At 70.2% G+C, this 23,007-nt stretch carries 21 protein-coding genes; 11 read left to right on the top strand and 10 right to left on the bottom strand.

The window, feature by feature from the left end:
• Positions 1-40: 40 nt before the first annotated feature.
• Positions 41-1,642: an alpha/beta hydrolase gene (locus tag F9C12_RS41255; RefSeq protein WP_409464079.1), complete on the bottom strand. Its 1,602-nt coding sequence runs from the start codon at positions 1,640-1,642 to the stop codon at positions 41-43.
• 130 nt (positions 1,643-1,772) lie between these two features.
• Here F9C12_RS41255 and F9C12_RS41250 point away from each other — a divergent pair, with 130 nt between their 5' ends.
• On the top strand, positions 1,773-2,462 hold the full coding sequence (locus F9C12_RS41250; RefSeq protein WP_409464078.1) for a DNA alkylation repair protein: 690 nt from the start codon (positions 1,773-1,775) through the stop codon (positions 2,460-2,462).
• Positions 2,463-2,705: 243 nt separating this feature from the next.
• On the opposite strand, the gene pheT is transcribed toward F9C12_RS41250, so the two are convergent.
• The 6 genes from pheT to infC all read right to left on the bottom strand — a co-directional run bounded on the left by pheT (position 2,706) and on the right by infC (position 9,614).
• Positions 2,706-5,276: a phenylalanine--tRNA ligase subunit beta gene (gene pheT, locus F9C12_RS41245; protein ID WP_409464077.1), complete on the bottom strand. Its 2,571-nt coding sequence runs from the start codon at positions 5,274-5,276 to the stop codon at positions 2,706-2,708.
• A complete protein-coding gene (gene pheS / locus F9C12_RS41240) occupies positions 5,276-6,331 on the bottom strand; it encodes a phenylalanine--tRNA ligase subunit alpha (protein ID WP_409179729.1) in 1,056 nt (351 codons plus the stop codon). Before pheS ends, pheT begins: the two co-directional genes overlap by 1 nt.
• Positions 6,332-7,494: 1,163 nt before the next feature.
• A complete protein-coding gene (locus F9C12_RS41235) occupies positions 7,495-8,283 on the bottom strand; it encodes a TrmH family RNA methyltransferase (protein WP_409467155.1) in 789 nt (262 codons plus the stop codon).
• An 8-nt stretch (positions 8,284-8,291) separates the two neighbouring features.
• Positions 8,292-8,669, bottom strand: coding sequence for a 50S ribosomal protein L20 (gene rplT / locus F9C12_RS41230; protein ID WP_009079612.1), 378 nt, complete (start codon positions 8,667-8,669; stop codon positions 8,292-8,294).
• 64 nt (positions 8,670-8,733) lie between these two features.
• Positions 8,734-8,928: a 50S ribosomal protein L35 gene (rpmI, locus tag F9C12_RS41225; RefSeq protein ID WP_009079615.1), complete on the bottom strand. Its 195-nt coding sequence runs from the start codon at positions 8,926-8,928 to the stop codon at positions 8,734-8,736.
• Positions 8,929-9,008: 80 nt separating this feature from the next.
• The gene (infC, locus tag F9C12_RS41220; protein ID WP_101439378.1) at positions 9,009-9,614 is read right to left on the bottom strand and encodes a translation initiation factor IF-3; all 606 of its coding nucleotides are present in this window, start codon (positions 9,612-9,614) and stop codon (positions 9,009-9,011) included.
• Positions 9,615-9,845: 231 nt separating this feature from the next.
• Between infC and F9C12_RS41215 the strand changes: the two genes are divergently transcribed.
• The 3 genes from F9C12_RS41215 (at position 9,846) to F9C12_RS41205 (ending at position 12,137) form a co-directional block, all read left to right on the top strand.
• A complete protein-coding gene (locus F9C12_RS41215) occupies positions 9,846-10,205 on the top strand; it encodes a DUF1844 domain-containing protein (RefSeq protein WP_037370356.1) in 360 nt (119 codons plus the stop codon).
• A 289-nt stretch (positions 10,206-10,494) separates the two neighbouring features.
• Positions 10,495-11,142, top strand: coding sequence for a GntR family transcriptional regulator (locus tag F9C12_RS41210; RefSeq protein ID WP_409179727.1), 648 nt, complete (start codon positions 10,495-10,497; stop codon positions 11,140-11,142).
• Positions 11,139-12,137, top strand: coding sequence for a 1-aminocyclopropane-1-carboxylate deaminase (locus tag F9C12_RS41205; protein ID WP_409464076.1), 999 nt, complete (start codon positions 11,139-11,141; stop codon positions 12,135-12,137). Before F9C12_RS41210 ends, F9C12_RS41205 begins: the two co-directional genes overlap by 4 nt.
• Before the next feature lie 51 nt (positions 12,138-12,188).
• Here the strand turns inward: F9C12_RS41205 and F9C12_RS41200 are convergent, their stop codons facing one another.
• The 3 genes from F9C12_RS41200 to F9C12_RS41190 are packed head-to-tail and all read right to left on the bottom strand — an operon-like array spanning position 12,189 to position 14,268.
• Positions 12,189-12,572 (bottom strand): RidA family protein, encoded by a 384-nt coding sequence (locus F9C12_RS41200; RefSeq protein WP_409186969.1) that lies wholly within the window; start codon positions 12,570-12,572, stop codon positions 12,189-12,191.
• Entirely contained in the window at positions 12,572-13,330 is a 759-nt protein-coding gene (locus F9C12_RS41195; RefSeq protein WP_409464075.1) for an IclR family transcriptional regulator, read from the bottom strand. Before F9C12_RS41195 ends, F9C12_RS41200 begins: the two co-directional genes overlap by 1 nt.
• Entirely contained in the window at positions 13,327-14,268 is a 942-nt protein-coding gene (locus F9C12_RS41190) for a sugar kinase (protein WP_409467154.1), read from the bottom strand. Before F9C12_RS41190 ends, F9C12_RS41195 begins: the two co-directional genes overlap by 4 nt.
• A 162-nt stretch (positions 14,269-14,430) precedes the next feature.
• On the opposite strand from F9C12_RS41190, the gene F9C12_RS41185 reads away from it, so the two are divergent.
• The 7 genes from F9C12_RS41185 (at position 14,431) to F9C12_RS41155 (ending at position 23,005) form a co-directional block, all read left to right on the top strand.
• Positions 14,431-15,729, top strand: a complete 1,299-nt coding sequence (locus F9C12_RS41185; protein ID WP_409464074.1) for an amino acid deaminase — start codon at positions 14,431-14,433, stop codon at positions 15,727-15,729.
• The gene (locus F9C12_RS41180) at positions 15,729-17,324 is read left to right on the top strand and encodes an N-acyl-D-amino-acid deacylase family protein (RefSeq protein WP_409464073.1); all 1,596 of its coding nucleotides are present in this window, start codon (positions 15,729-15,731) and stop codon (positions 17,322-17,324) included. The genes F9C12_RS41185 and F9C12_RS41180 overlap by 1 nt, the downstream gene beginning before the upstream one ends.
• Positions 17,321-18,712 carry a GntP family permease gene (locus F9C12_RS41175; RefSeq protein ID WP_409464072.1) on the top strand — a complete coding sequence of 464 codons (1,392 nt, stop codon included), beginning with the start codon at positions 17,321-17,323 and terminating at the stop codon, positions 18,710-18,712. Before F9C12_RS41180 ends, F9C12_RS41175 begins: the two co-directional genes overlap by 4 nt.
• A 31-nt stretch (positions 18,713-18,743) precedes the next feature.
• Entirely contained in the window at positions 18,744-19,877 is a 1,134-nt protein-coding gene (locus tag F9C12_RS41170) for a lactonase family protein (protein WP_409464071.1), read from the top strand.
• A gap of 75 nt (positions 19,878-19,952) precedes the next feature.
• The gene (locus F9C12_RS41165; RefSeq protein WP_409464070.1) at positions 19,953-21,236 is read left to right on the top strand and encodes an extracellular solute-binding protein; all 1,284 of its coding nucleotides are present in this window, start codon (positions 19,953-19,955) and stop codon (positions 21,234-21,236) included.
• A gap of 3 nt (positions 21,237-21,239) precedes the next feature.
• The gene (locus tag F9C12_RS41160; protein WP_409464069.1) at positions 21,240-22,160 is read left to right on the top strand and encodes a carbohydrate ABC transporter permease; all 921 of its coding nucleotides are present in this window, start codon (positions 21,240-21,242) and stop codon (positions 22,158-22,160) included.
• Complete coding sequence (locus F9C12_RS41155) at positions 22,151-23,005, top strand: carbohydrate ABC transporter permease (RefSeq protein WP_409179718.1); 855 nt, start codon at positions 22,151-22,153, stop codon at positions 23,003-23,005. The genes F9C12_RS41160 and F9C12_RS41155 overlap by 10 nt, the downstream gene beginning before the upstream one ends.
• Positions 23,006-23,007 lie beyond the last annotated feature (2 nt).

Genomic DNA, 23,007 nt, shown 5'->3' with positions numbered 1-23,007 from the left:
CCGGCCTGGCGGACCAGACCGGGGCACCGGGAACGACAGGTCAGAAACGCAGCAGCCCGGCGAGCAGGCTTTGCCTCTCCTCCGCCGCGGCCTTCGCCTGGGCATCGGCCTTCTGCTGCGGGCCAGACGCGACCGGAGACGGCACCGGCTGCGGCACCGCGGCGCACTGGACGTCGGAACGGTCGGCTCGCACCCGCTTCGGCAAGGCGCCGGTGGCGAGGTAGTCGGCGACCCGGTCGTCCACGCACGAAACCCCGGACAGCGAGCCGGCGTGCGTCGTCCCGCCGGGCGCGCTGATCAGGCTCGAGCGCGGGTAGCGCTTGCGCACTTCGAGGCTGCCCGAGTACGGCGTGGCCGCGTCGAGTTCCTCGCTGATCAGCAGCGCGCCGCTCGCCTTCGAACCGTCGATCTCCACCGGTTTGCCCGGCTTCGCGGGCCAGTTCAGGCAGGTCGCGTTGTACCAGGTGTTGCTCCAGGTTTCGAAAGGCGCGCGAAGGTGGGTGACCCACGCGTCGCGGCGCCAGCGCTCCCAGTCCCGGGGCCACTGCGCATCGGTGCACTGCACCGCGCTGTAAACCGCGTAGCCGTTGTCGTCGCCGGGCGCGTTCGACTTGTCGTACAACGCTTTCAGCGCCTGCCAGTCGCCGCGGTGCACCCAGCCGTCGAAGGCCTTGGCCATATCCTCCCAGCCGAACACGTAGTAGCCGGCCTGCAGGAAGATGTCGGTCCACTCGTCACCGCCGACCACGCCGCCCGCCGGGGCGCGGTCGAGCTTCCGCTGCTGCGCGTACCAGAGCTGCTCGACCGCCGGGCCGGTCTTGCCGAGGTGGTAGACGCTGTCGTACTTCGCGAGCCAGTCGAAGTAGATCTTGATGTTGCGGTCGAAGGCGACGTCCTGGTCCAGGTTGGCGTCGTACCAGACCTTGCGCGGGTCGACGTTCCCGTCGAGCACCATCCGGCGCATCCGGTCCGGGTACAGCGTGCTGTACACCTGCCCGAGGTAAGTGCCGTAGGAGAAGCCGTAGTAGTTTATCTGCTGCTGCCCCAGCGCCTTGCGGAGGCTTTCCATGTCCTGCGCGACGTCAGTGGTCTTGATGTGGTCGAGCAGCGGGCCGTTCTTCGCGCAGGCCTCGGCGTAGTCCTCCGTGCGGGTCCGCCAGGCGCTCTCCAGCTGCGGCGTCTTCGGCACGTAAGCCGGACGGACGGGCGCGAAGTAGTTACCGTCGCAGGTGAGGGCCGGTTTGCTGGAGCCGACTCCGCGGGGGTCGAAGCCGATCCAGTCGTAGCTGTCGCCGGCGTGCTTGGGCACGTTCCGGCCCAGCACCGAAAGCCCGAGCCCCGAGCCTCCCGGCCCGCCGGGGTTCACCAGCAGCACGCCCTGGAACTCCGCGGTTTTGTGCTTCACCCGGGAGACGGCGATCTGCACCGTCTCGCCCGACGGCCGCGCGTAGTCCATCGGGACCACCAGGAAGCCGCATTCGGCTCCCGCCTTGACGAGACCCGGCGAGGAACACGGTCCCCACTTGATCGGCGGCGGCGCGTAGCCCGGCGCTTCGGGCTGCGCCGCGGTGGCGGCGGGTGCGACAGCCAGCGTTCCGGCCGCGAGAGCGGCGGCGGCCAGCGCGGTGACGATTTTCCTCACAGTGGTCCTTTGCGTCCGACGGCAACCCGGGCTCGTCGAAGCTACCGGCTGCGCGGCAGAATCTCGTTTCCCGACACGAGCCGCGCTGTCCCCCGATCGTCGGGATCCGAGACGACGGAGGTGGTCCTCAGTGGACGCGGGCGAAGCGTTGCGCACGGCGGTGCGAACCGGGCTGGCGGAACTGGCCGACCCGGTCAAAGCAGCGGAAATGCAGGCATACATGAAGTCCGCGATGCCGTTTCGCGGCGTGCCGAAACCGCCGCGCGCCAAACTCATGAAGACGGTTCTGGCCGAGCAAGTTCTGCCCGATCGAGTGACATACGCGGAAACCGTGCTCGCGTTGTGGCGGGAAGCGGAGTACCGCGAGGAGCGGTACGCGGCGATCGATGTGTCCGGGCATCGCGCCTATCGGCGGTGGCAGGGCCCGGAACTGCTGGAGATGTACGACGAGCTGATCGTCACCGGGGCGTGGTGGGACTACGTCGACGAGGTCGCGATCCGCCGCGTCGGGCCGATCCTGCGCGAGCACCGGGCGACGGTCACGCCGATTCTGCGCCGTTGGATGACCGACGCTGACCGCTGGCGCCGGCGGACGGCGGTGATCTGCCAGGTCAGCGCGAAGGGCGACGTGGACCAGCAACTGCTCGCCGACGCGATCGAGGCGAACATGGAGGATCGGGATTTCTTTCTGCGCAAGGGAATCGGCTGGGCGTTGCGGGATCACGCGCGCGCCGAGCCGGAGTGGGTACGCGCGTTCGTCAAAGCGCACCCGGGATTGTCCGCACTGTCCACACGGGAGGCGATGAAGCACCTCAGCTGAAGCGAAAACCCGGTTCGTCGCGACGCGCCTGCAGCCGTTGCGCGACACCATCCACCCGCATTCGCCACCCCTGCGCGACGCACGCGATCGAGCGCGAGGAGCCGCTGCGGCAGGTACAGCACGAACTCGGACACTGCGCGCTGCCTAGTGCCAGACAAGAAAAGGAGGGTGCCATGACACCAGCGCTCCCCCGCCCCGGCTGACCGGCCGGTGGCCGGAGCGCGGGACGGGGAGAGCGCCGGATCAGGCGCGGAGCGTCGCTCCGAAGCGCTCGCCGGCAGCGGCGACCGCGGCGTCGCGGGCCTTGGTGGCCTCGTCGACGGTGAGGGTGCGGTCCGCGGCGCGGAAGCGGAGCTTGTACGCCAGGGAACGCTTGCCTTCGCCGAGCTGCTCGCCGGTGTAGACGTCGAAGAGAGTGATCTCCTCGAGCAGCTCGCCGGCTCCCTCGCGGAGCACGTCGGCGAGGTCGGCGGACGGGACGTCCGTGCCGGCGACCAGCGCGACGTCCAGCAGCACCGGCGGGTAGGCCGAGATGCTGGGCGCCGGACGGGAGTCGGGCAGCGGGATCGCGTCCAGGTCGAGCTCCATGGCGACCGTGCGCGGCGGCAGGCCGAGGGCCTCGACGACCTTCGGGTGCAGCTCGCCCGCGTGGCCGACCGGCCAGTCGCCCACGCGCAGCTGGGCGCAGCGGCCCGGGTGCCACGGCAGCAGGTCGGCGGCCTGCACCGTCAGCTGCACGCCGGACGCCTCGGCCACCAGGCGCGCGGCCTGCACGGCGTCGGCCCAGCCGGCCTGGCCGCCCTTGCCCCACCAGCCGGCGCGCGGGCGCTGGCCGCTGAGGACGACGGCGACGTGCACCGGCTGTGCGGGCACGGCGGCCTCCAGCACGGCGAGGTCCTCGTCGCTCGGGCGGTGCTCGACGCCGAGGTCCGGGACCTCGAGCTGGTTCGGCTTCGGCAGCACGACCTGGCCGACGTGGAAGAGCGACACGTCCTTCAGGCCGCGGGAAACGTTGCGCTGCAACGTCTCCAGCAGGCCCGGCAGGAGGGTCGTCGCCATCCGGTCGCGGTCGGCTTCGAGCGGGTTGCGCACGCGCACGGTGGTGCGGCGGATGTCGTCCTCGGGCAGGCCGAAGGCGTCCCACACCGCGTCGCCGACGAACGGGAACGGGCGCACCTCGACGTAGCCCGCCTCGGCGAGCGCGCCGGACACCGCGCGGCGGCGGCGCTGCGCGTCGGTGAGACCGCGGCCCGCGGGCGCGGCGGGCAGGACCGACGGGATGCTGTCGTAGCCCTCGAGCCGCAGGACCTCCTCGACGAGGTCGGCGGGCTGCACGAGGTCGCCGCGCCAGCTCGGCGGGGTCGCGGTGACGAGACCGACGCCCTGGTCGCTCGTGCTGAGCTGGACCTTGCAGCCGATCTGGCCGAGCCGCCGCACCGTGACGCCGCGATCGTAGCGCACGCCGGCGACCTGGTCGGGCAGGTTGATCGGCATGGTCACCGGGGCGTGCGGGGCGACGCCGCCGACGTCGGTGCGGCCCGGGCGGATCGCGCCGTCGCCGTACTGGCGCAGCAGCCGCGCGGCGAGTTCCACCGCGGCCGCGCACAGCGCCGGGTCGGTGTAGCGCTCGAAGCGCTTCGCCGCCTCGGAGAACAGCTTGTGCCGGCGCGCGGTGCGGCTGATCGACGCCGGGTTCCAGTGCGCCGCCTCGAGCAGCACGTCCGTGCTCTCCGGCGTGATCTCCGTGCTGGCCCCGCCCATCGTGCCGGCCAGGGAGATGACGCCGCTGTCGTCGGCGATCACGATGTCGTCCGCGTCGAGGGTGCGCTCCACGTCGTCGAGCGTGGTGAGCTTCTCCCCCGCCTTCGCGCGGCGGACCACCAGGTCGCCCTGGATGGAGCCGGTGTCGAACGCGTGCAGCGGGTGGCCCAGCTCGAGCATGACGTAGTTGGTGACGTCGACCGCGAGCGAGATGGAACGGATGCCGGCCAGCATCAGCCTGCGGCGGATCCGCCACGGCGTCGGCGCGGTCGCGTCCAGACCGGTGACGCGGCGGAGCACGAACCGCGGGCAGCCTTCCGGGTCCTCGACCCGGACCGGCCACGCCTCGCCCTCGGCTTCCGGGAAGTTGTCGAGCAGCGCCGGGTCGCCGAACGGAACGTCGAGCGCGTTCGACAGTTCGCGCGCCAGGCCGCGGATCGACAGCGCGTAGCCGCGGTCCGGGGTCGGCGTGACCTCGATGACCGTGTCGTCGAGGCCGAGCAGGTCCTTCGCGTCGTCGCCCGGGCTCGCCGTGCCCGGCGGGAGCACGAGGATGCCGCTGTGGTCGTCGCCGAGACCGAGTTCGGCCGCCGAGCAGATCATGCCGTCGCTGATCTTGCCGTACGTCTTGCGCGCGGAGATCTCGAAGCCGCCCGGCAGGACCACGCCCGGAAGCGCGACCACGACGAGGTCGCCCTCGGCGAAGTTGCTCGCGCCGCAGATGATGCCGCGGGTCTTGATGCCGTGCGGGCCCTCGTTCTCGAGCGGGCCGTCGTCCTCGTCGTCGTCCTCTTCGGACAGTTCCGCGTCGTCGGGCTCCGGGTCGGGTTCCTCGCCGACCTCGACGCGGCAGAACCGCACCGGCTTCTTGAAGCCGGTCAGCTCCTCGATCTCCGCGACGCGGCCGACCACGAGCGGGCCGGTCACCGGGCCGAGCTCGCTCAGCTCGTCGACCTCGATCCCGATCCGCACGAAGGCGTCGGCCAGGTCCTGCGGCGTGACGTCGGCATCCACTTCGAGATGCTCGGTCAGCCAGCTCACCGGGACTCGCACTACGCCTCCGTTCCGAAGGGAAGGGTGAACCGGACGTCGCCTTCGACCATGTCGCGCATGTCCGGGATGCCGTTGCGGAACTGCAGGGTCCGCTCGATGCCCATGCCGAACGCGAAGCCGGAGTAGACCTCCGGGTCGACGCCGCACGCGCGCAGGACGTTCGGGTTGACCATGCCGCAGCCGCCCCATTCGACCCAGCCGGGGCCGCCCTTCTTCTCCTCGAACCAGACGTCGACCTCCGCCGACGGTTCGGTGAACGGGAAGAAGTGCGGGCGCAGCCGCGTCTTGGAGCTCTCGCCGAACATCGCGCGGGCGAACGCGTCGAGCGTGCCCTTGAGGTGCGCCATGGTGAGGCCCTTGTCGACGGCGAGGCCCTCGACCTGGGTGAACACCGGCGTGTGCGTGGAGTCGAGCTCGTCGGTGCGGTAGGTGCGGCCCGGGCACACGACGTACACCGGCAGCTCGCGGTGCAGCAGGCTGCGGGCCTGCACCGGCGAGGTGTGCGTGCGCAGCACGAGGCCGGAGCCTTCCTCGCCGACGTAGAACGTGTCCTGCAGCTGGCGCGCCGGGTGGTCCTTGCCGAAGTTGAGCGCGTCGAAGTTGAACCACTCCGCCTCGAGCTCGGGGCCTTCGGCGACCTCGTAGCCCATGGCGACGAAGACGTCGGCGATGCGCTCGGACAGCGTGCTGATCGGGTGCCGGGCGCCGCGCGGGACCTGGTCCCACGGCAGCGTGACGTCGACGGCCTCCTCGCGGAGCACGCGCTCGTCGCGCTCGGCCTGCAACGCCGCGCGGCGCGCGTCGAACGCGGACTGGACCGCTTGGCGGGCCTCGTTGACGCGCTTGCCCGCGTCGGCCTTCTCCTGCTTCGGCAGCGCGGCGATCTCCCGGCGCGCGAGCAGCACCGGCGACTGGTCCCCGAGATGGGCCGGTTTGACGGCGGCGAGCGCGTCCAGGTCGGCCGCGCCGGCGAAGGCGTCCTCGGCCGCCTTGATCGCCGCGCGCAGGGTCTCCGGTGCGAGCACGTCGACCGGCTGTTCTGTGGCTCCGGACATGACTCCTCGGCGTCCGCTGGGACTGGTGTTGTCGGCGGCACGCGGGCATGCCGCCGCACGTGCACATCGGGCAGCTCAGTCTAGGGGATCGGGCTCCGGGCCCGGCCGCTCACCCTCCGCTTCCGGAGCGCCCGCGCCGGATCCGCCCCGTGATCACGACCGACCGTCGCCGAGGACCCGAACGGAGGTCAGCGAATCAGGTGAGGACCACCCCTCGACCGGCTTGCCGCGGACCCTCGCCGGGGCGCCCGCCGGAGGGCCTCGGCCGGGGCGTCGGCGGCTGATCGCGGAGCGGCAGCGGGCTCGGGGCGCGGGATCGGCGGCCGGGCAGCTCGGCGGGGATCGTGCCGACGACTCGGGCGCCTGGTGCGGCGGCCCGCACTCGGCCGAGCAATAGCCGACCCCAGCAGGGATCGACCCGACGACTCGGACCCCTGGTGCGGCAGCTCACACTCGGCCGAGCAATAGCCGACCCCAGCGAGGATCATGCCGACGACTCGGACGCCTGGTGCGGCAGCCCGCACTTGACCGAGCGACAGTCGACCCCCAGCGCGGAAGTCGCTGGCGTTAGCTTCCACTCAGCCACGCGACAGCCTTCCGCACCACGGAAGTCAGCAGCCTCGCAACTCACGCATCATCGGACGCAACGGCCGTCGGGGCCAGAGGCGGAAGGCAGTTGTCGCCTCAGGGAAAGATCGTCTTCCGTAGTCGTGTCGACCTCGATCGCTGGCAACCCGAGCCGCTCGGTTTCCGCTCGGAGGAGGGGCGCGAACATTCGGTCCGCTAAGCCAGGTCGAGGGCAGCCGGGCCGGGTCGCTCGTTCGCCACACGAAGCTCTCCCCGGTGCACTCCTGCCTTCGGTCGCCGCGTGGCGGAATTTCGGCGTCGGCAGGGGCCAGGCGGCCCGGTCCACGCCATTCGGCAGCGGCCTGACCAGGTGCGGCAGCAGGCGGAAACCATCGGCGACGCACGGTTTCGCGGGCAGAGCAAGGAGATGTCGACGATCAGCTAGAAGGCCTCGCCGCGGAACCAGGGGAACGTTTCCGGCATGACGGCCGGGGATCGGCGGGCCCAGCGTTCGTCCATGTCCATCGCCAGGAAGGCGTGCGGAGCCGGGGAAGGGCGTGTGTGCGCAGGACGTCGTCGATCGCGTAGTGGCCAGGTCAGCGGTGTGCGGCCATCGCCGCGGTGTACACGCAGACTGCGGCGGCCGTAGCCAGGTTGAGGCTTTCCGCCTTGCCGTACAACGGGATCCGGACTGCTTCGTCCACTGCGGACAGTACGTCCTCGGGCAGGCCGTGCGCCTCGTTGCCGAAGATCCATGCCACTGGGTCTCCGAAGCGGACATTCTCGAGCGAGGTCGAGGCGTAGCCGTGGGCGGCCAGGGTCCGCAGGCCGGCCGCGCGCAGGGCGGTCAGGACCGACGGGATGTCCCGGGCGCGGGCCAGCGGGACGTGGAACGTCGAACCCGCGGCGGCGCGGACGCTTTTGCCGTTGTGCGGGTCTACGGTGTCGCCGGCCAGGATCACGGCGTCGGCGCCAGCGGCGTCGGCTACCCGGATCACGGTGCCCGCGTTGCCGGGTTCGGCGACGTCCACCAGGACTGCCACCAGGCGGGCCGAGGCCAGAACTGTCTCCAGTGGACGGTCGACCAGCGAGCAGACCGCGATGATTCCTTGCGGCGTCACGGTTTCCGACAGGCTCGCGGCCGCGCGTTCGGTGATCGGCGACACGCGCGGGGCGGCTTCCACCAATGCCGGGTGCGCGGCCGCGGCGCGTTCGGTCACGAAGAGTTCGTGGACCGTGCCATGGGACAGAGCCGAGGTGACCGCGTTGACTCCTTCGGCCAGGAAGCGGCCGGTTTTCTCTCGTTCCGCGCGCCGGGTCAGCTTGCGCGCGGCAACGACCCGGGGGGTCCGTTCGGTGAACGGATCCGCCCCGGGCCGGACAATGCCGCCGGTCAGGCCGACTTCGCTTCGCCGGTCGTGACGTTCGCCTTGGCGAGCTCGGCGAGCGCGGTGAAGGCGGCGGCGTCGTTGACCGCGAGGTCCGCGAGGATCTTGCGGTCCACCTCGACACCGGCGGCCTTCAGGCCCTGGATGAACCGGTTGTAGGTGACGCCGTTGGCGCGAGCGGCCGCGTTGATGCGGGTGATCCACAGCTGGCGGAAGTCACCCTTGCGCGCGCGGCGGTCGCGGTAGGCGTAGTTGAGCGAGTGGAGCGTCTGCTCCTTGGCCTTGCGGTACAGCCGCGAACGCTGGCCGCGGTAACCGCTGGCCAGTTCGAGAGTCGCGCGACGCTTCTTCTGGGCGTTGACCGCCCGCTTGACGCGTGCCACTGGTCCATCCTGTCGAATTCGGGGGGTGCGGGGACCCCGGGGTGGTCGGGAAAGGGTGCGGGCCTCAGCGGCCGAGCAGGCGCTTCACTCGGCTGACGTCGTTCTGGGCGACCTCGGTGGTGCCCTCGAGACGACGGGTGAGGCGGTTGGACTTCTTCTCCATCAGGTGGCGGCGGCCGGCCTTCTGGCGGCGCAGCTTGCCCGAACCGGTGATGCGGACCCGCTTCGACGTGCCCTTGTGCGTCTTCATCTTCGGCATGGTTGTTCGTCCTCTTCCGTGCGGCGGCACACCGGAGAACCCGGTGTGCCGCTGACTGTGCTGGTCGGCGCCGGGGCGCGCTACGCCTCGGGAGCCGGTTCGGCCTTGACGGCCTTCGGCTTCACGTTCTTGTGCGGGGCCAGCACCATGATCATGTTGCGTCCGTCCTGCTTCGGCGACGATTCCACGAAGCCGAGCTCGGTGACGTCGTCGGCGAGCTTCTGCAGGAGCCGGAAACCGAGCTCCGGCCGGGACTGCTCGCGGCCGCGGAACATGATCGTGACCTTGACCTTGTTGCCCGCCGCCAGGAACCGCGACACGTGACCCTTCTTGGTCTCGTAGTCGTGCTGGTCGATCTTCGGACGCAGCTTCTGTTCCTTGATGACGGTGAGCTGCTGGTTGCGGCGGGACTCGCGGGCCTTCTGGGCGCTCTCGTACTTGAACTTGCCGAAGTCCATGAGCTTGGCCACGGGCGGGCGGGCCTGCGGGGCCACCTCGACGAGGTCGAGATCCGCCTCCTGCGCAAGCCGCAGCGCATCCTCGATCCGGACGATGCCGACCTGCTCGCCGTTGGGACCGACGAGCCGGACTTCCGGCACCCGGATGCGTTCGTTGATGCGTGTCTCGGAGCTGATGGGGCCTCCTTGGTCCGAGTGATGTTTTCTCGTTCGACCTGGTGCCCACACGATTCAGGCCCCGCCGCCGGCTGCTGCCGGTGCACGGGGCCCGCTCTGTCTCCGATCGCGTCCGGCGCGAGGGCCGAACGCTTCGCCTCCGCGGCAGGGTGCCTGAACGGCACCGCACCACTTCGGCGAGACCGGACCCGGACACCTGAGTCGGTGACACGGGTGGGAGCGGGGCTCCACTTGCCGCCCCCGATCGCTCGGGAGCTGGTCGCACGTGGAAGGGTACCAGACGTGTCTGAACAACCTTCGCCACCGCCCCCGTATTCCCCCGACGACCGCGGGCTCGAGGAGATCCCGAGCGTCGAGGTGATCAGCCGCGCCGCGGTGATGCTGCTGTCCGCGGGAGCCGAACGGCTCGGCCTCGCCGACGCCGACCCGGAGAACTCGCCGCACCGCGACCTCGACGAGGCCCGCCGCCTCATCACCGCGCTCGCCGGGCTCGTGACCGCCTCCGCGGAGTACCTCGGCCTGCACGCCGGCCCGCTCCGCGACGGACTGCAGTCGCTGCAGAAGGCGTTCCGCGAGGCGTCCGTCGTGCCGGACCCGCCGGGCCAGGGGCCGGGCGAGAAGTACACCGGGCCGGTGTACTGAACCGGAACCCGCCGGAGAACTCCGAAGACCCGCCTCGCGGCAGCGCCGGGCGGGTCTTCGCCGTTTCCGGAGCGCGGACGCCATGAGGACCGGCCTCGGCTCGGGCTTGCTCTCTCGCGAAGGTCCGCGAGGGCTGCCTTGAGGGAATCAGCGCCTGATCGCGAGGGGAACCAGAGGCAGCCGCGCGCACCGGCCGCCGGGGAAACCGCGCAAAGAGCACAGCTGACGGAGCGGATCCGCAGTTCCGACCCATTGCCTTCAGCCAGAGTCGACATCTAACATGTTAGATGTGAGTGCGCTCCCCAAGGTCTCCCGGCCGCTGCTGCGCGACGAGGCGTACGAGCGCATCCGGCACGCCATCATCGACGGCAGCCTCCCGCCGGGCACTCCCCTGCGCGACGCCGACCTCGCCGAGCAGCTCGGGCTGTCCCGCGCCCCGGTCCGGCAGGCGCTGCTGCGGCTGGCCGAGGACCGGCTGGTCGTGTCGAAGCCGCAGAGCTACACGCGGGTCGCCGAGTTCGACGCCGGCGACGTGCGCGACGCGGTCCGGCTCGTCCGGGCGCTGCACGAGCTGGCCGTGCGCGAAGCACTCCCCCGGCTCGGCAAGCCGCAGCTCGCGGAAATGCGGGAAGCCAACGACCGGTTTCGCGCGGCCGTCGCCGCGGGGGACGTCGGCAAGGCGATCGAGGCGGACGACGAACTGCACGACATCCCGGTGCGCGCGTGCGGCAACCGGGCGGTCGCGGCGACGCTCGACCGGTACACGCCGTTGCTGCGCCGTCTCGAATACGCGCGGTTCAGCTCGCTGCCCGCGCATCGCTCGGTCACCCGGCACGAAGAGCTCATCGCCGCGCTCGAAGCGGGCGACGAAGCGACCGCCGCGCAGCTCACCTCGAAGATCTGGACCGACCTCGAAGCCCTCCTGGAGGACGCGTGAGCCTGGCTGATTTCCCCCGTTTCCCGTTGCTCGTCGGGCCTTCGCCGGTGCACCGGCTGGACCGGCTGACCGAACACCTCGGCGGCGCCGCCGTCTGGGCCAAGCGCGAGGACCTCAACTCCGGCCTCGCCTACGGCGGCAACAAGACGCGCAAGCTGGAGTACCTCGTCGCCGACGCGCTCGCCAAGGGCGCGGACACGCTCGTCTCGATCGGCGGGGTGCAGTCGAACCACACCCGCCAGGTCGCGGCCGCGGCGGCGCGGGCCGGGATGAAAGCCGTGCTGGTGCAGGAAAGCTGGGTCGACTGGAACGATCCGCTGCACGACAAGGTCGGCAACATCCAGCTGTCGCGGATCCTCGGCGCGGACGTCCGGCTCGTCGACGCCGGGTTCGGCATCGGCTTCAAGGAGAGCTGGGAGCGGGCGCTGGCGGAGGTCGAGGAGAACGGCGGAACGCCGTACCCGATCCCGGCCGGGGCCTCGGACCACCGGCTAGGCGGCCTCGGGTTCGCGAACTGGGTGCTGGAGCTGGAAGAGCAGGAACGCGAACTCGGCGTTTTCTTCGACACCGTCGTGGTGTGCTCGGTCACCGGCAGCACGCAGGCGGGGATGCTCGCCGGAGCGGCCATGAGCGGGAAGCGGCGGCGGATCCTGGGGATCGACGCGTCGGCGAAACCGGAGGAAACGCGCGAGCAGATCGGGCGGATCGCGAAGAGCACGGCGGAGCTGATCGGGGCCGGGCCGGTCGAAGAACCAGAACTCGACGAGCGTTACCACGCGGGCGTCTACGGGATTCCGGACGAGCAGACGCTCGACGCGATCCGGACCGCCGCGCGGCTCGAAGGCATGATCACCGACCCGGTGTACGAGGGGAAGTCGATGGCCGGGCTGATCGATCTCGTGCGCACCGGCGAGATCGCGAAGGATTCGAACGTGTTGTACGCGCATCTTGGCGGGCAGCCTGCGATCAACGCGTACACGAGCGTGCTCGGCTGAAGCTCTCGTGAGTGGCGATCACGGTTCTAACCGTGATCGCCACTCACGACGTCAGTCCAGCACGGCGAGCACGTCGATCTCCACCAGGAGACCGGCGGGCAGCCCGACGTACACCGTCGTACGGGCCGCGTACGGGGCTTCGCCGATCAGCTCGTTGTAGACCTCGTTGAACGCGGCGAAGTGGCTGGTGTCGGTGAGGTACACGCGCACCATCACCGCGTCCGCGAAGCTCGAGCCCGCTTCTTCGAGCAGCGCGGTCAGGTTCTTGAACACCTGCCGGGTCTGGCTCGCGATGTCGTCGCCGACGATCTCGCCGGTGGCCGGGTCGAACGCGACCGAGCCGGCGATCTGCAGGATGTTCCCCTTGCGGACGGCCTGCGAGAAGTTCGCCGGCGGCTTCGGCGCGTTCTCGCTGGTGATCGCCGTCTTGCCCATCATTGCCCCTTTCCGTTCCCCGTCCATCCACTGTGGACGGAAGCTTCCTCGGCGGCGGCCAGCAGCTCGGGCACGAGCGCCAGCAGCCCCTCGTAGTCCAGCAGCACCTTCGGCACCGACATCGACGCCGCGGCGAGCACTTCGCCGCCCGCGCCGCGCACCGGCGCGGAAATGCAGTGGATGAAGTCCTCGTGCTCGGCATTGTCCACCGCGTACCCGCGCTCAGCGACCTGGTCCAGTTCGGCCAGGTACGCCTCGGGCGTGGTGATCGTGTTGGCGGTGAGCACGACGTAGTCGATCTTGCGGGCGATCTCCTCGCGTTTCGCCCGCGGCATCGCCGCGACGAGCACCTTGCCGACCGCGGTGCAGTGCAGCGGCGCGCGTTTGCCGACCCGCGAATACATCCGGACCGCGTGGTGCCCCTCGAACTTGTCGATGTACACCACCTCACCGTCCTCATAGGACGCCAGGTGCACGGTGTGCCCGGTGCGCACGTTCAGCGCGGCGAGCGCCTCGTGCGAGCTGCGCCGGACGTCGCGGTCTTCCAGCGCCTGGTTGGCGAGGTCGAAAAGCGCGCTGCCGAGCCGGTAGTGCCGGGCTCCTTCGCGCCGCACGAAATGGTGTGCTTCGAGAGTGCGCAGCAGCCGGAGCACGGTCGTTTTGTGCACGCCGATCTCTTCGGCCAGCTCGTCGAGCGTCTTGCCGCCGCGGGCGAGGCCGCCCAGCAGCGTCAGCGCGCGGTCGAGACTTTGGCTCACGTGGCCACCACTCCCTCCCCGGTGAGCCGGACGGAACCCCAGCTGTCGGCGTCCGCCTGGACCAGTTTCGCCACGACGGCCTCGGCCAGCGGCACGCCGACGTCGTCTTGAGTCAACAGGGTCGCGGCAGCTTGCAGGTGGCCGCGCCGGAGCCTCGTCAGCGGGTCGGCTCCGCGCAGGGTCGCGGCCAGGAAGCCGGCCGCGAACGCATCCCCGGCGCCGACCGGCTCCACGACCTCGACCCGCAGCGCGGGCGAGAACAGCGGTTCGGCCGAGCCCTCGACGAGCGTCGCGCCGCGTTCCCCGTGCTTGACCACCAGCGTGCGCGGACCGGGCAGCAGAGCGCGCAGCTCCGCCGGATCGCCGGTGCCCCACACGCGTTCCGCCTCGTCGTCGCCGGTCAGCACCAGATCGGCTTTCCCAGCGAGTTCGGCGAGCACGGACTGGTCGCGTCCGGTCCACAGCGCGGGGCGGTGGTTGACGTCGAACGACACGAGCAGGTCGCCGCGCGGCCGGTCGAGCAATGCGCGGACGAGCGCGAGGCAGCTGTCCGAAAGCGCGGGCGTGATCCCGGAAAGGTGCAGCACGCGAACGCCGGTGAAGTCCACTGTGGACACCAGGTCCGGACCCATGCCGGACGCCGCGGAACCCGTGCGGTAGTAGCGGACCGGACTGCCGCCCGCGCCGCTTTCCTTCACGTACAGCCCGGTCGGGCGGGTCGGATCGACCACGACGCCGCGGACGTCCACGCCCGCCGCCGCGATCTCGCGGACGAGCGCGCGGCCGAACGGGTCGTCGCCGACCGCGCTGACCCAAGCGCTGCGCACGCCGAGCGCGGGCAGATGGCACGCGACGTTCGACTCCGCGCCGCCGACGGTGCGCAGCCAGGTGCGCACCTCGTCCGGCGGGCCGGGTTCGGCGGGCACGAACAACGCCATCGACTCGCCGATGCAGAGCACTTCGGGCGGTACTCCGGGCGACGCTGTCGGACTGCTGGTCACTGACGTTCCTTCCCCGTTGACCTGTGGCCACCCGGATGCTACACCTAGGCAACGCATTTTGCGCAACGTCCGTTGCAATATACGCAACCGAGGTCCCCGATGAACAGCAACGCCGCTCTCACCGCCGCCGTCCGAGCCGGGCGCGGCGAACGGATCGACTGGCGCTTCCGCGCCCTCCCCCCGGCCCTGTCCGGGCTCACGCTCGACGAAGCCGCGGCCCGCCGCGCGAAGCTCTTCGACGACGGCTTCTTCGGTCCGTTCGTGACCATCGACGCGGCCGCGCTGGAGCACAACCTGGCCACCATGGCCCGCTGGTGCGCCGGACGCGGGATCGCGCTCGCGCCGCACGGCAAGACGACGATGGCTCCGGAACTGTTCGCCCGGCAGCTGGAGCACGGCTCGTGGGGCATCACCGCGGCGAACGCCGGGCACGTGCGGATCTACCGCGCGTTCGGCGTGTCGCGGATCCTGCTGGCGAACCAGCTCGTGGACCCGTCCGCGCTGCGCTGGCTCGCCGGCGAGCTGGCGGCGGATCCGGGCTTCGAGTTCGTCTGCTGGGTCGACTCGGTGCGCAGCGTCGAGCTGATGACCGAAGCGCTCGCCGGTGCCGAGCGGCCCGTCGACGTGCTGGTGGAGCTGGGCGGTGAAGGCGGCCGCACCGGGGTCCGGGACGCGGCAACCGCGCTCGCTGTTGCCGAGGCGGCGGCGAAGAGCCCGGTGTTGCGCCTGCGCGGCACCGGCGGGTACGAAGGCGCGCTTTCGCACCACACCGACGAAGCGGCGCTGGCGAAGATCAGTTCCTATGTGGACACTCTGCGCGCCGCGGTGATCACCTTCGCGGAGAAGGGTTTGCTCGCCGACGGCCCGGTGTACGTCACCGCGGGCGGCAGCGCGTACTTCGACCGCGTCGTGGACGAGCTGACCAAGCCGTGGCCGGACGGTCTCGCAGTGGTCCCGATCCTGCGCAGCGGCGCGTATCTGACGCACGACGACGGCTTCTACCGCGAGATCTCCCCGCTCGGCGAACACCCGCGCATCGCTGGTGTGGACAGCTTCCGACCGGCGCTGCACGCGTGGGCGCAGGTCACGTCGAAGCCGACGCCGGAGCTGGCGCTGCTCACCGCGGGCAAGCGTGACCTGCCGTACGACGAAGGCATGCCGGAGCCGCAACTGCTGCGCAAGGACGGCGTGATCACCGAACTGACCGGGCACCGCGTGCCGAAGCTCAACGACCAGCACGCGTTCCTGGAACTGCCCGAAGGGTCGCCGGTCGAGGTCGGCGACTGGGTGCGGCTCGGGTTGTCGCATCCCTGCACGACGTTCGACAAGTGGTCGTTGCTGCCCGTGGTCGATACCGACGGCGAAACAGTGGTCGATTTCGTGCGGACGTGGTTCTGATGGACCTCGTGATCCGCGGCGCCCGAGTCGCCGACGGAACCGGGGCCCCGCTGGAAATCCGCGACGTCGGGATCAGCGGCGACCGCATCGCTGACGTCGCCGCGCCGGGAGAGCTGACCGCGCCGCGCGTGCTCGACGCGACCGGGCTGGTCCTCTCCCCCGGCTTCATCGACATGCACTCGCATTCCGACCTGCAGCTGCTCGCCAACCCGGACCATCTGGCGAAAATCAGCCAGGGCGTGACCACCGAGGTGCTGGGCCAGGACGGGCTGTCCTACGCGCCGGTCGACGACGACGTGCTCGCGAGCCTTCGCCAGCAGCTGGCCGGATGGAACGACGACCCGGCCGGCTTCGACTGGAACTGGCGCTCGGTCGGCGAGTACCTCGACCGGCTCGACCAGGGCATCGCGACGAACGCCGCGTACCTGGTCCCGCAAGGCACGGTGCGGATGCTGGTGGTGGGCTGGGAAGACCGGCCCGCCACCGCCGCGGAGCTGGCCCGGATGCAGGAACTGATCGCGACCGGGCTGGAAGAAGGCGCGTTCGGCCTGTCCTCGGGACTGACCTACACGCCCGGGATGTACGCGACCACCGAGGAACTGGTCGAGTTGTGCCGAGTCGTCGGCGAGCGCGGCGGCTACTACAGCCCGCACCACCGCAGTTACGGCGCGGGCGCGCTGGAGGCGTTCGCGGAGATGGTCGACGTCTCGCGCCGCTCCGGCTGCCCGCTGCACCTCGCGCACGCGACGATGAACTTCTCCGTCAACAAAGGCAAAGCGCCGGATTTGCTGCGGCTGCTGGACAACGCGCTCGACGACGGCTGCGACATCACCCTCGACACCTACCCGTACCTGCCCGGCGCGACCTACCTGTCCGCACTGCTGCCCAGCTGGTCCACCGAAGGCGGTTTGGAACCAACCCTCGCTCGACTGTCCGATCCGGACACTCGCGAACGGATCCGGGCGGAGATCGAAGAGTCCGGTTCGGACGGTGCGCACGGCGTGCCGATCGACTGGGACGCCATCGAAATCAACGGGGTGCGCCGCGAGGAAAACGCCGATTTGGTGGGACACAGCGTCCTCGCGTCCGCACACAAGAACGGGAAAGCTCCGGCAGAGCTGTATTTCGACACGCTGATCGACGAAAAGCTCGGCACCTCCTGCCTCATGCACGTGGGGCACGAGGAGAACGTGCAGGCCATCATGCGGCACCGCACGCACACCGGCGGCTCGGACGGCCTGCTGGTCGGCGCGCGGCCGCATCCCCGGGCGTGGGGCACTTTCCCGCGGTACCTCGCCCGCTACGTCCGCGAGCTGGGCGTTCTCGAACTGGCCGACTGCGTCGCGCACCTCACCGGGCGCGCGGCACGGCGGCTGGGGCTGTCCGACCGGGGCCTCGTCCGTCCCGGTTTCGCGGCCGACCTGGTGCTCTTCGACCCGGAAACGGTCGCCGACACCGCGACGTTCGACAATCCGCGGCAGCCCGCCGCGGGTCTCCCCTACGTCTTCGTCAACGGCGTCGCCGCCCTCGAAGACGGGTCCCCCACCGGCGCGCTCGCCGGGCATTCCCTTCGCCATCCCCGGAGTCGACGATGATCCACTGGCTGCAGACCAGCACGGCCGGTCTGCTCACCCTGGCCGCGGTATCCATCGCGGTGCTGCTTTTCCTCATCATCAAGGCGAAGGTCGAACCGTTCATCGCCTTGATCGTGGTGGGGCTGCTCACCGCGCTGGCCGCGGGCGTGCCGGTCGGCACGCTCGTCGGCACCGCGCAGAAAACGTCGGATTCGCTGCTGGAGAAGGGTTTCGGCAGCATTCTCGGGCATATCGCGGCGATCATCGGGCTGGGCACGCTGCTCGGTTCGATCCTGGAGAAATCCGGCGGCGCGCGCGTGCTCACCGCGGCGCTGCTGCGGACGTTCGGCGAGAAACGCGCCCCGCTCGCGATGGGGCTTTCCGGGCTGATCTTCGGCATTCCGGTGTTCTTCGACATCGGCATTTTCGTGCTCGCGCCGCTGGTTTACGCCGCGGCCAAACAGGGCGGCCGGTCGATCGTGCTGTACGCGATGCCGTTGCTGGCCGGGCTTTCCATCACGCACGCCTTCATCCCGCCGCACCCGGGGCCGGTCGCCGCGGCCGGGCTGCTGCACGTCGACCTCGGCTGGCTGATCCTGATGGGCGCGGTGTGCGGGATCCCGGCCTGGTTCATCGGCGGCATCCTGTACTCGACGTGGATCGGCAAGCGGGTGAACGTGCCGCTGGCCGAGGACTTCGCGCAGCTCGCCGGGGAAGAAGGCGAGCAGGAGGGCCCCGCGCCGTCGCTCAAGCTGGTCAGCGGGATCATCGCGGTGCCGCTGGTGCTGATCCTGGTCGGCACGTTCGGCAGCATCCTGCTGCCCAAGGGTTCCACCGGAGCCGGCGTCGCGGCGTTCCTCGGCACGCCTGCCATCGCGCTGACCATCGCGACGCTGCTCGCGTCGTGGCTGCTCGGCCGCCGCCGCGGGATGAGCGGCGCGGATCTCGCGCAGCTGTCGGCCAGCGCGCTGCGCCCGGTCGCGATGATTCTTCTCGTGGTCGGCGCGGGTTCGTTCTTCGGCGCGGTGCTGTCGGCCACCGGGATCGGCAAGGCGGTGGCCGGTTCCCTCGGCGACGCCGGGCTCCCCGTGCTCTTGGCGGCGTACATCATCAGTTGCGGCATGCGCATCGCCCAGGGTTCCGCGACGGTCGCGATCGTGACCACCAGCGGCATCGTCGCGCCGACGGTCATGGAACTGCATTATTCCCAGGCGCAATTGGCGCTGCTGGTGGTCGCGATCTCGGCCGGGTCGATCATCGCCTCGCACGTGAACGACGGCGGATTCTGGATCGTGTCCCGGTATTTCGGCCTCACCGTGACCCAGACGCTGAAAACCTGGACCGCTTTGGAAACAGTCCTTTCCCTGAGCGGTTTCGGTGTGGCAGCATTGGCGATGGCATTGGTCTGAACCACATCGGCACATGTTCCGGGGGTATTCGATGACCGAGATTTCCCGTCGCACGTTCGTCGGAGCGGTCGGCGCGGCCGGGGCCGCCGCCGTGGTGGGCGCCCAGCTCGCCGCGGCAGCGCCCCGCCCACGCGCGGCCACGACGGTGTACGTCGGCAGCTACACCACCAGTTCGCCGGCCGGCCACGGACTGGACGTCACCGAACGAGCGGCGGGCAGCCCCGCGCTCAAGCCGGTGCGCACCGTCGGAAAGCTGACCGACGTCTCCTGGTTCGACCGGACTCGCGACGGCCGGATCCTGTACGTCACCAACGAAAACGAGGGCGCGGAGACCGGCACGGTGTCCGCGCTGGACATCTCCGACCCGGCCCGGCCGAAGCTGCTCGGTTCGGTGTCCTCGAAGGGCGGTTCGCCCACGCACCTTTCGGTGCACCCGAGCCAGAAGTACGTGCTGGCCGCCAACTACGACTCCGGCAGCGTCGTGGTGCTGCCGATCAAGTCCGGCGGCAAGCTCGGCGCGGCCACCGACCTGCAGCAGCACCAGGGCAAAGAGCCGCACGCGCACCAGGTGGTGACCGATCCGTCCGGCAAGTGGGTGCTGGCGGTCGACCTCGGCACCGACTCGGTGTACGTCTACTCGTTCGACACCGGCAAGGGAAAGCTGAAGCTGCACAAGCAGATCACCCTCCCGGCCGGGGCGGGACCGCGGCACCTCGCGTTCCACCCGAACGGCAAATTCGCCTACGTCGCCCAGGAACTGCGGCCGGAGGTCACGGTCGCCAGCTGGGACGCCGCCACCGGAACGTTCAAGCCGATCGCCGTGGTGCCCGCGGTTCCGCCGGGCAGCACCGGCGAGCTGTTCCCCGGCGAGATCACCGTGTCGCGCGACGGGAAGTTCGTCTACGCCACCGTGCGCGGCCCCAACACCATCGCCGCCTTCACCGTCGCCGACGGCGGAGCCAAGCTCACCCTGGTCTCCTCGGCGCCGTCGGGAGGCAACTGGCCGCGGCATCTCGCGCTGGACCCGGACGAGAAGTGGTTCTACGTGTCCAACCAGCGCTCCGGCACCGTCGCCTGGCTGCCGCGCGACCCGGCGACCGGCCTTCCCGGAAAGTCCGCGGGCTCGCTCGCGGTCCCGAACGTCAACTCCGTCTTCTTCGTCTGAGAAAAACCGGGGCTGGCACGCCGCACAGCCCCGTCTTTTCCGGTCTCCGACCGGTCCCCGCGACAGGAGTCACCGATGAAGCTGCGTTCTGTCCTGCCCGCTGTCGCCGCGCTGGCGTTGCTCGCCGCGTGCGCGCCCACCCAATCCGGCCCGGCCGCCTCCGGCGGCAACCAGACCGACGGCACGCTCCGGGTCTGGCTGTTCGACGAAGCCAACCGCGCGCCGAAGGAAGCCGCGGTCAAGGAAGCGATCGCCGAATTCGAGGCCAGCCACGCCGGCGTCAAGGTCGACGTGCAGTGGGTCCCGGTCGAAGGCCGCGCGGACAAGTTCTCCGGCGCGTTCAACGACCCGTCCAACGCCCCCGACGTCGCCGAATTCGGCAACACCGACGTCGCCAGCTACGCGCAGACCGGCGCGTTGTCCGACCTCACCAAGGACATCTCGAACTGGTCGGACGGCAAAGACCTGCTTCCTTCCGTTGTGGACACCGCCAAGGCGAACGGCCAGATCTACGGCATTCCCTGGTACACCGGCATCCGCGCGTTGTACTACCGCACCGACGTCTTCGCCGAACTCGGCCTCAAGCCGCCCGCGACGCTGGCCGAGCTGACCGAGGACGCGCGCAAGATCCGCGAGAAGAAGCCGGATCTGTACGGCATCGCCACCGGCGGCAAGTACACCTACGCGATGCTTCCGTTCCTCTGGGCCAACGGCGGCGAGCTGGCCGAACAGGACAATGGCAAGTGGACGTCCACTGTGGACTCGCCGCAGGCCAAGGCCGGGGTCACCGCGTACGCGAACCTGATCAAGGACGACATCTGCCCGCCCGCCGCCTGCGCCAACCTCACCGGGACGCAGAGCGTCACCGCGTTCGCCGGCGGCAAGGCGGGCATGGTGATCGGCGGCGACTTCAACCGCAAGGCCGTCGAAAAGGGCGCGGTGAAGGGCAAGTACGCGATCATGCCGCTGCCCGGCGCCACTCCGGGCACGATCGCGCCCGCGTTCGCCGGCGGCAACCTGCTCGGCGTGTTCGGCGCCAGCCAGCGCCACGGCCTCGCGGTGCAGTTCGCCGAACTGCTGGCCGGCATCAAGTACCAGGAGAAGATGTACGCGGCGATGGGCAACCTGCCCACCCTCGCGTCGGTGCAGAAGAAGCTCGCCGCCAGCGACCCGACGCTGAAGGCCTTCGTGGACACGCTCGGCGCGGGCACGAAGTTCGTGCCGAGCACCCCGGCGTGGTCCAAGATCGACAGCCAGAACGTGCTCCCCACCGCCGTGCAGCAGATCGCGACCGGCGGCAAGGACGCGAACGCCGCGCTGGCCGACGCGGCCGCGGCGATGAACAAGAACTTCGGCTGACCCGTGGCCGCAGTTCGATCCGCGACCGCCCGCCGCGACGGCCGCGCCGCTCTGAGATATCTGCTGCCCGCCGGGATCCTGCTCGGCGCGCTGCTGGTGTACCCGATCTACCAGCTGGTCGTGATCTCGCTCTACGACTACGGCCAGCCGCAGGCGGCGGGCGCGGCCCCGCTGGTGTTCCTCGGGCTCGACAACTACGCGAACCTGCTCGCCGACGTCCAGTTCTGGACGGTGCTCGGCAAGACGGTCGGGTTCGCCGCCGCCTGCGTGGTCGGCAGCCTGGTCGTCGGCACGGCGCTGGCCGTGCTGGCGAGCCGGGTCCGCGCGTTCCCGCGCACGCTGCTGTTCCTGGCGGCGCTCGGCGCGTGGGCGACCCCGGCGATCGCCGGCTCGTATGTCTGGCTGTTCCTCTTCGACACCGATTTCGGCCTGGTCAACGAGGTGCTCGCGGGCATCGGGTTCACCGGGATGGAGCACCATTCCTGGACGTTCGGCACCTTCGGCACGTTCGGGCTGGTCGCCGCCGAGGTGATCTGGTGCTCGTTCCCGTTCGTGATGGTGACCATGTACGCCGGGATCAGCGGGGTGCCGAAGGAGATGCTGGAGGCCGCCGCGCTCGACGGCGCGTCGGTCTGGCGCACCTCGTGGTCGGTGGTCCTGCCCGCGGTGCGGCCGCTGCTGACCATCGCGACCGTGCAGTCGATCATCTGGGACTTCAAGGTGTTCACCCAGATCTACGTGATGACCAACGGCGGCGGCATCGCCGGGCGGAACCTGATCCTCAACGTCTACGCCTACCAGCAGGCGTTCGCCGGGCAGGAGTACGGGCTCGGCTCGGCGATCGGGGTCGTGATGACCTTGCTGCTGCTGTCGATCACCGGGCTGTACGTCCGGTCCCAGCGCCGGAGTGCCGCATGGCTGTGAAAGTCCGCCGCCCCGCGCGGCTCGTCGCCGAGATCGCGACCGTGGTGATCGCCGGGATCGTCGCGTTCCCGCTGTACTGGATGGTGCTCTCGGCGTTCAAACCGGCCGGGGAAATCCAGTCGGCGCATCCGAAACCGTGGACGTTCGCGCCTTCGCTGGACAGTTTCCAGCGGGTGCTCACGGTGTCCGGATTCGGCCGGTACTTCCTCAACAGCCTCGTCGTGGCTGTGGTCGTGGTGCTGCTGTCGCTGGTGTTTTCGTTCCTTTCCGCGGTGGCGCTCACCCGCTTCCGGTTCCGCGGCCGCGGCGTGCTGCTGGTGATGCTGCTGGTGGCGCAGATGGTGCCGGTGGAAGCGCTGACCATCCCGCTGTTCTTCCTGATGCGCTCGGTCGGCGGCACGGTGCCGGCGTTCGGGCTCAACGAACTGGGCTCGCTCGTGCTGGTGCACCTGGCGTTCAGCCTGCCGTTCGCGATCTGGATGCTGCGCGGGTTCGTCGCCGCGGTGCCCGCCGAACTGGAGGAAGCGGCCACTTTGGACGGTGCGTCGCGGATGCGGTTCACCTGGCAGATCCTCTTCCCGCTCGTCGCGCCCGGGCTCGTGGCGGTGAGCGTGCTCGCGTTCATCCACGCGTGGAACGATTTCCTGTTCGCCAAGACGTTCATCATCTCCAAGACCGAAAACCAGACTCTGCCGCAGGCGATCCTGGTGTTCTTCAAACCGGAGGACACCGACTGGGGCGCCGTGATGGCCTCGTCCACCCTGATGACGATTCCGGTGCTGGTGTTTTTCGTGCTGGTGCAACGGAGACTCGTCGGCGGGACGGCCGGAGCCGTGAAGGGATGACC

Origin of the sequence: Amycolatopsis sp. GA6-003, from assembly GCF_046267895.1 — a bacterium.
Classification (GTDB): domain Bacteria; phylum Actinomycetota; class Actinomycetes; order Mycobacteriales; family Pseudonocardiaceae; genus Amycolatopsis.
The sequence above is the reverse complement of the archived record's forward strand: the minus strand, read 5'-3'. Positions and strand labels throughout refer to the sequence as shown.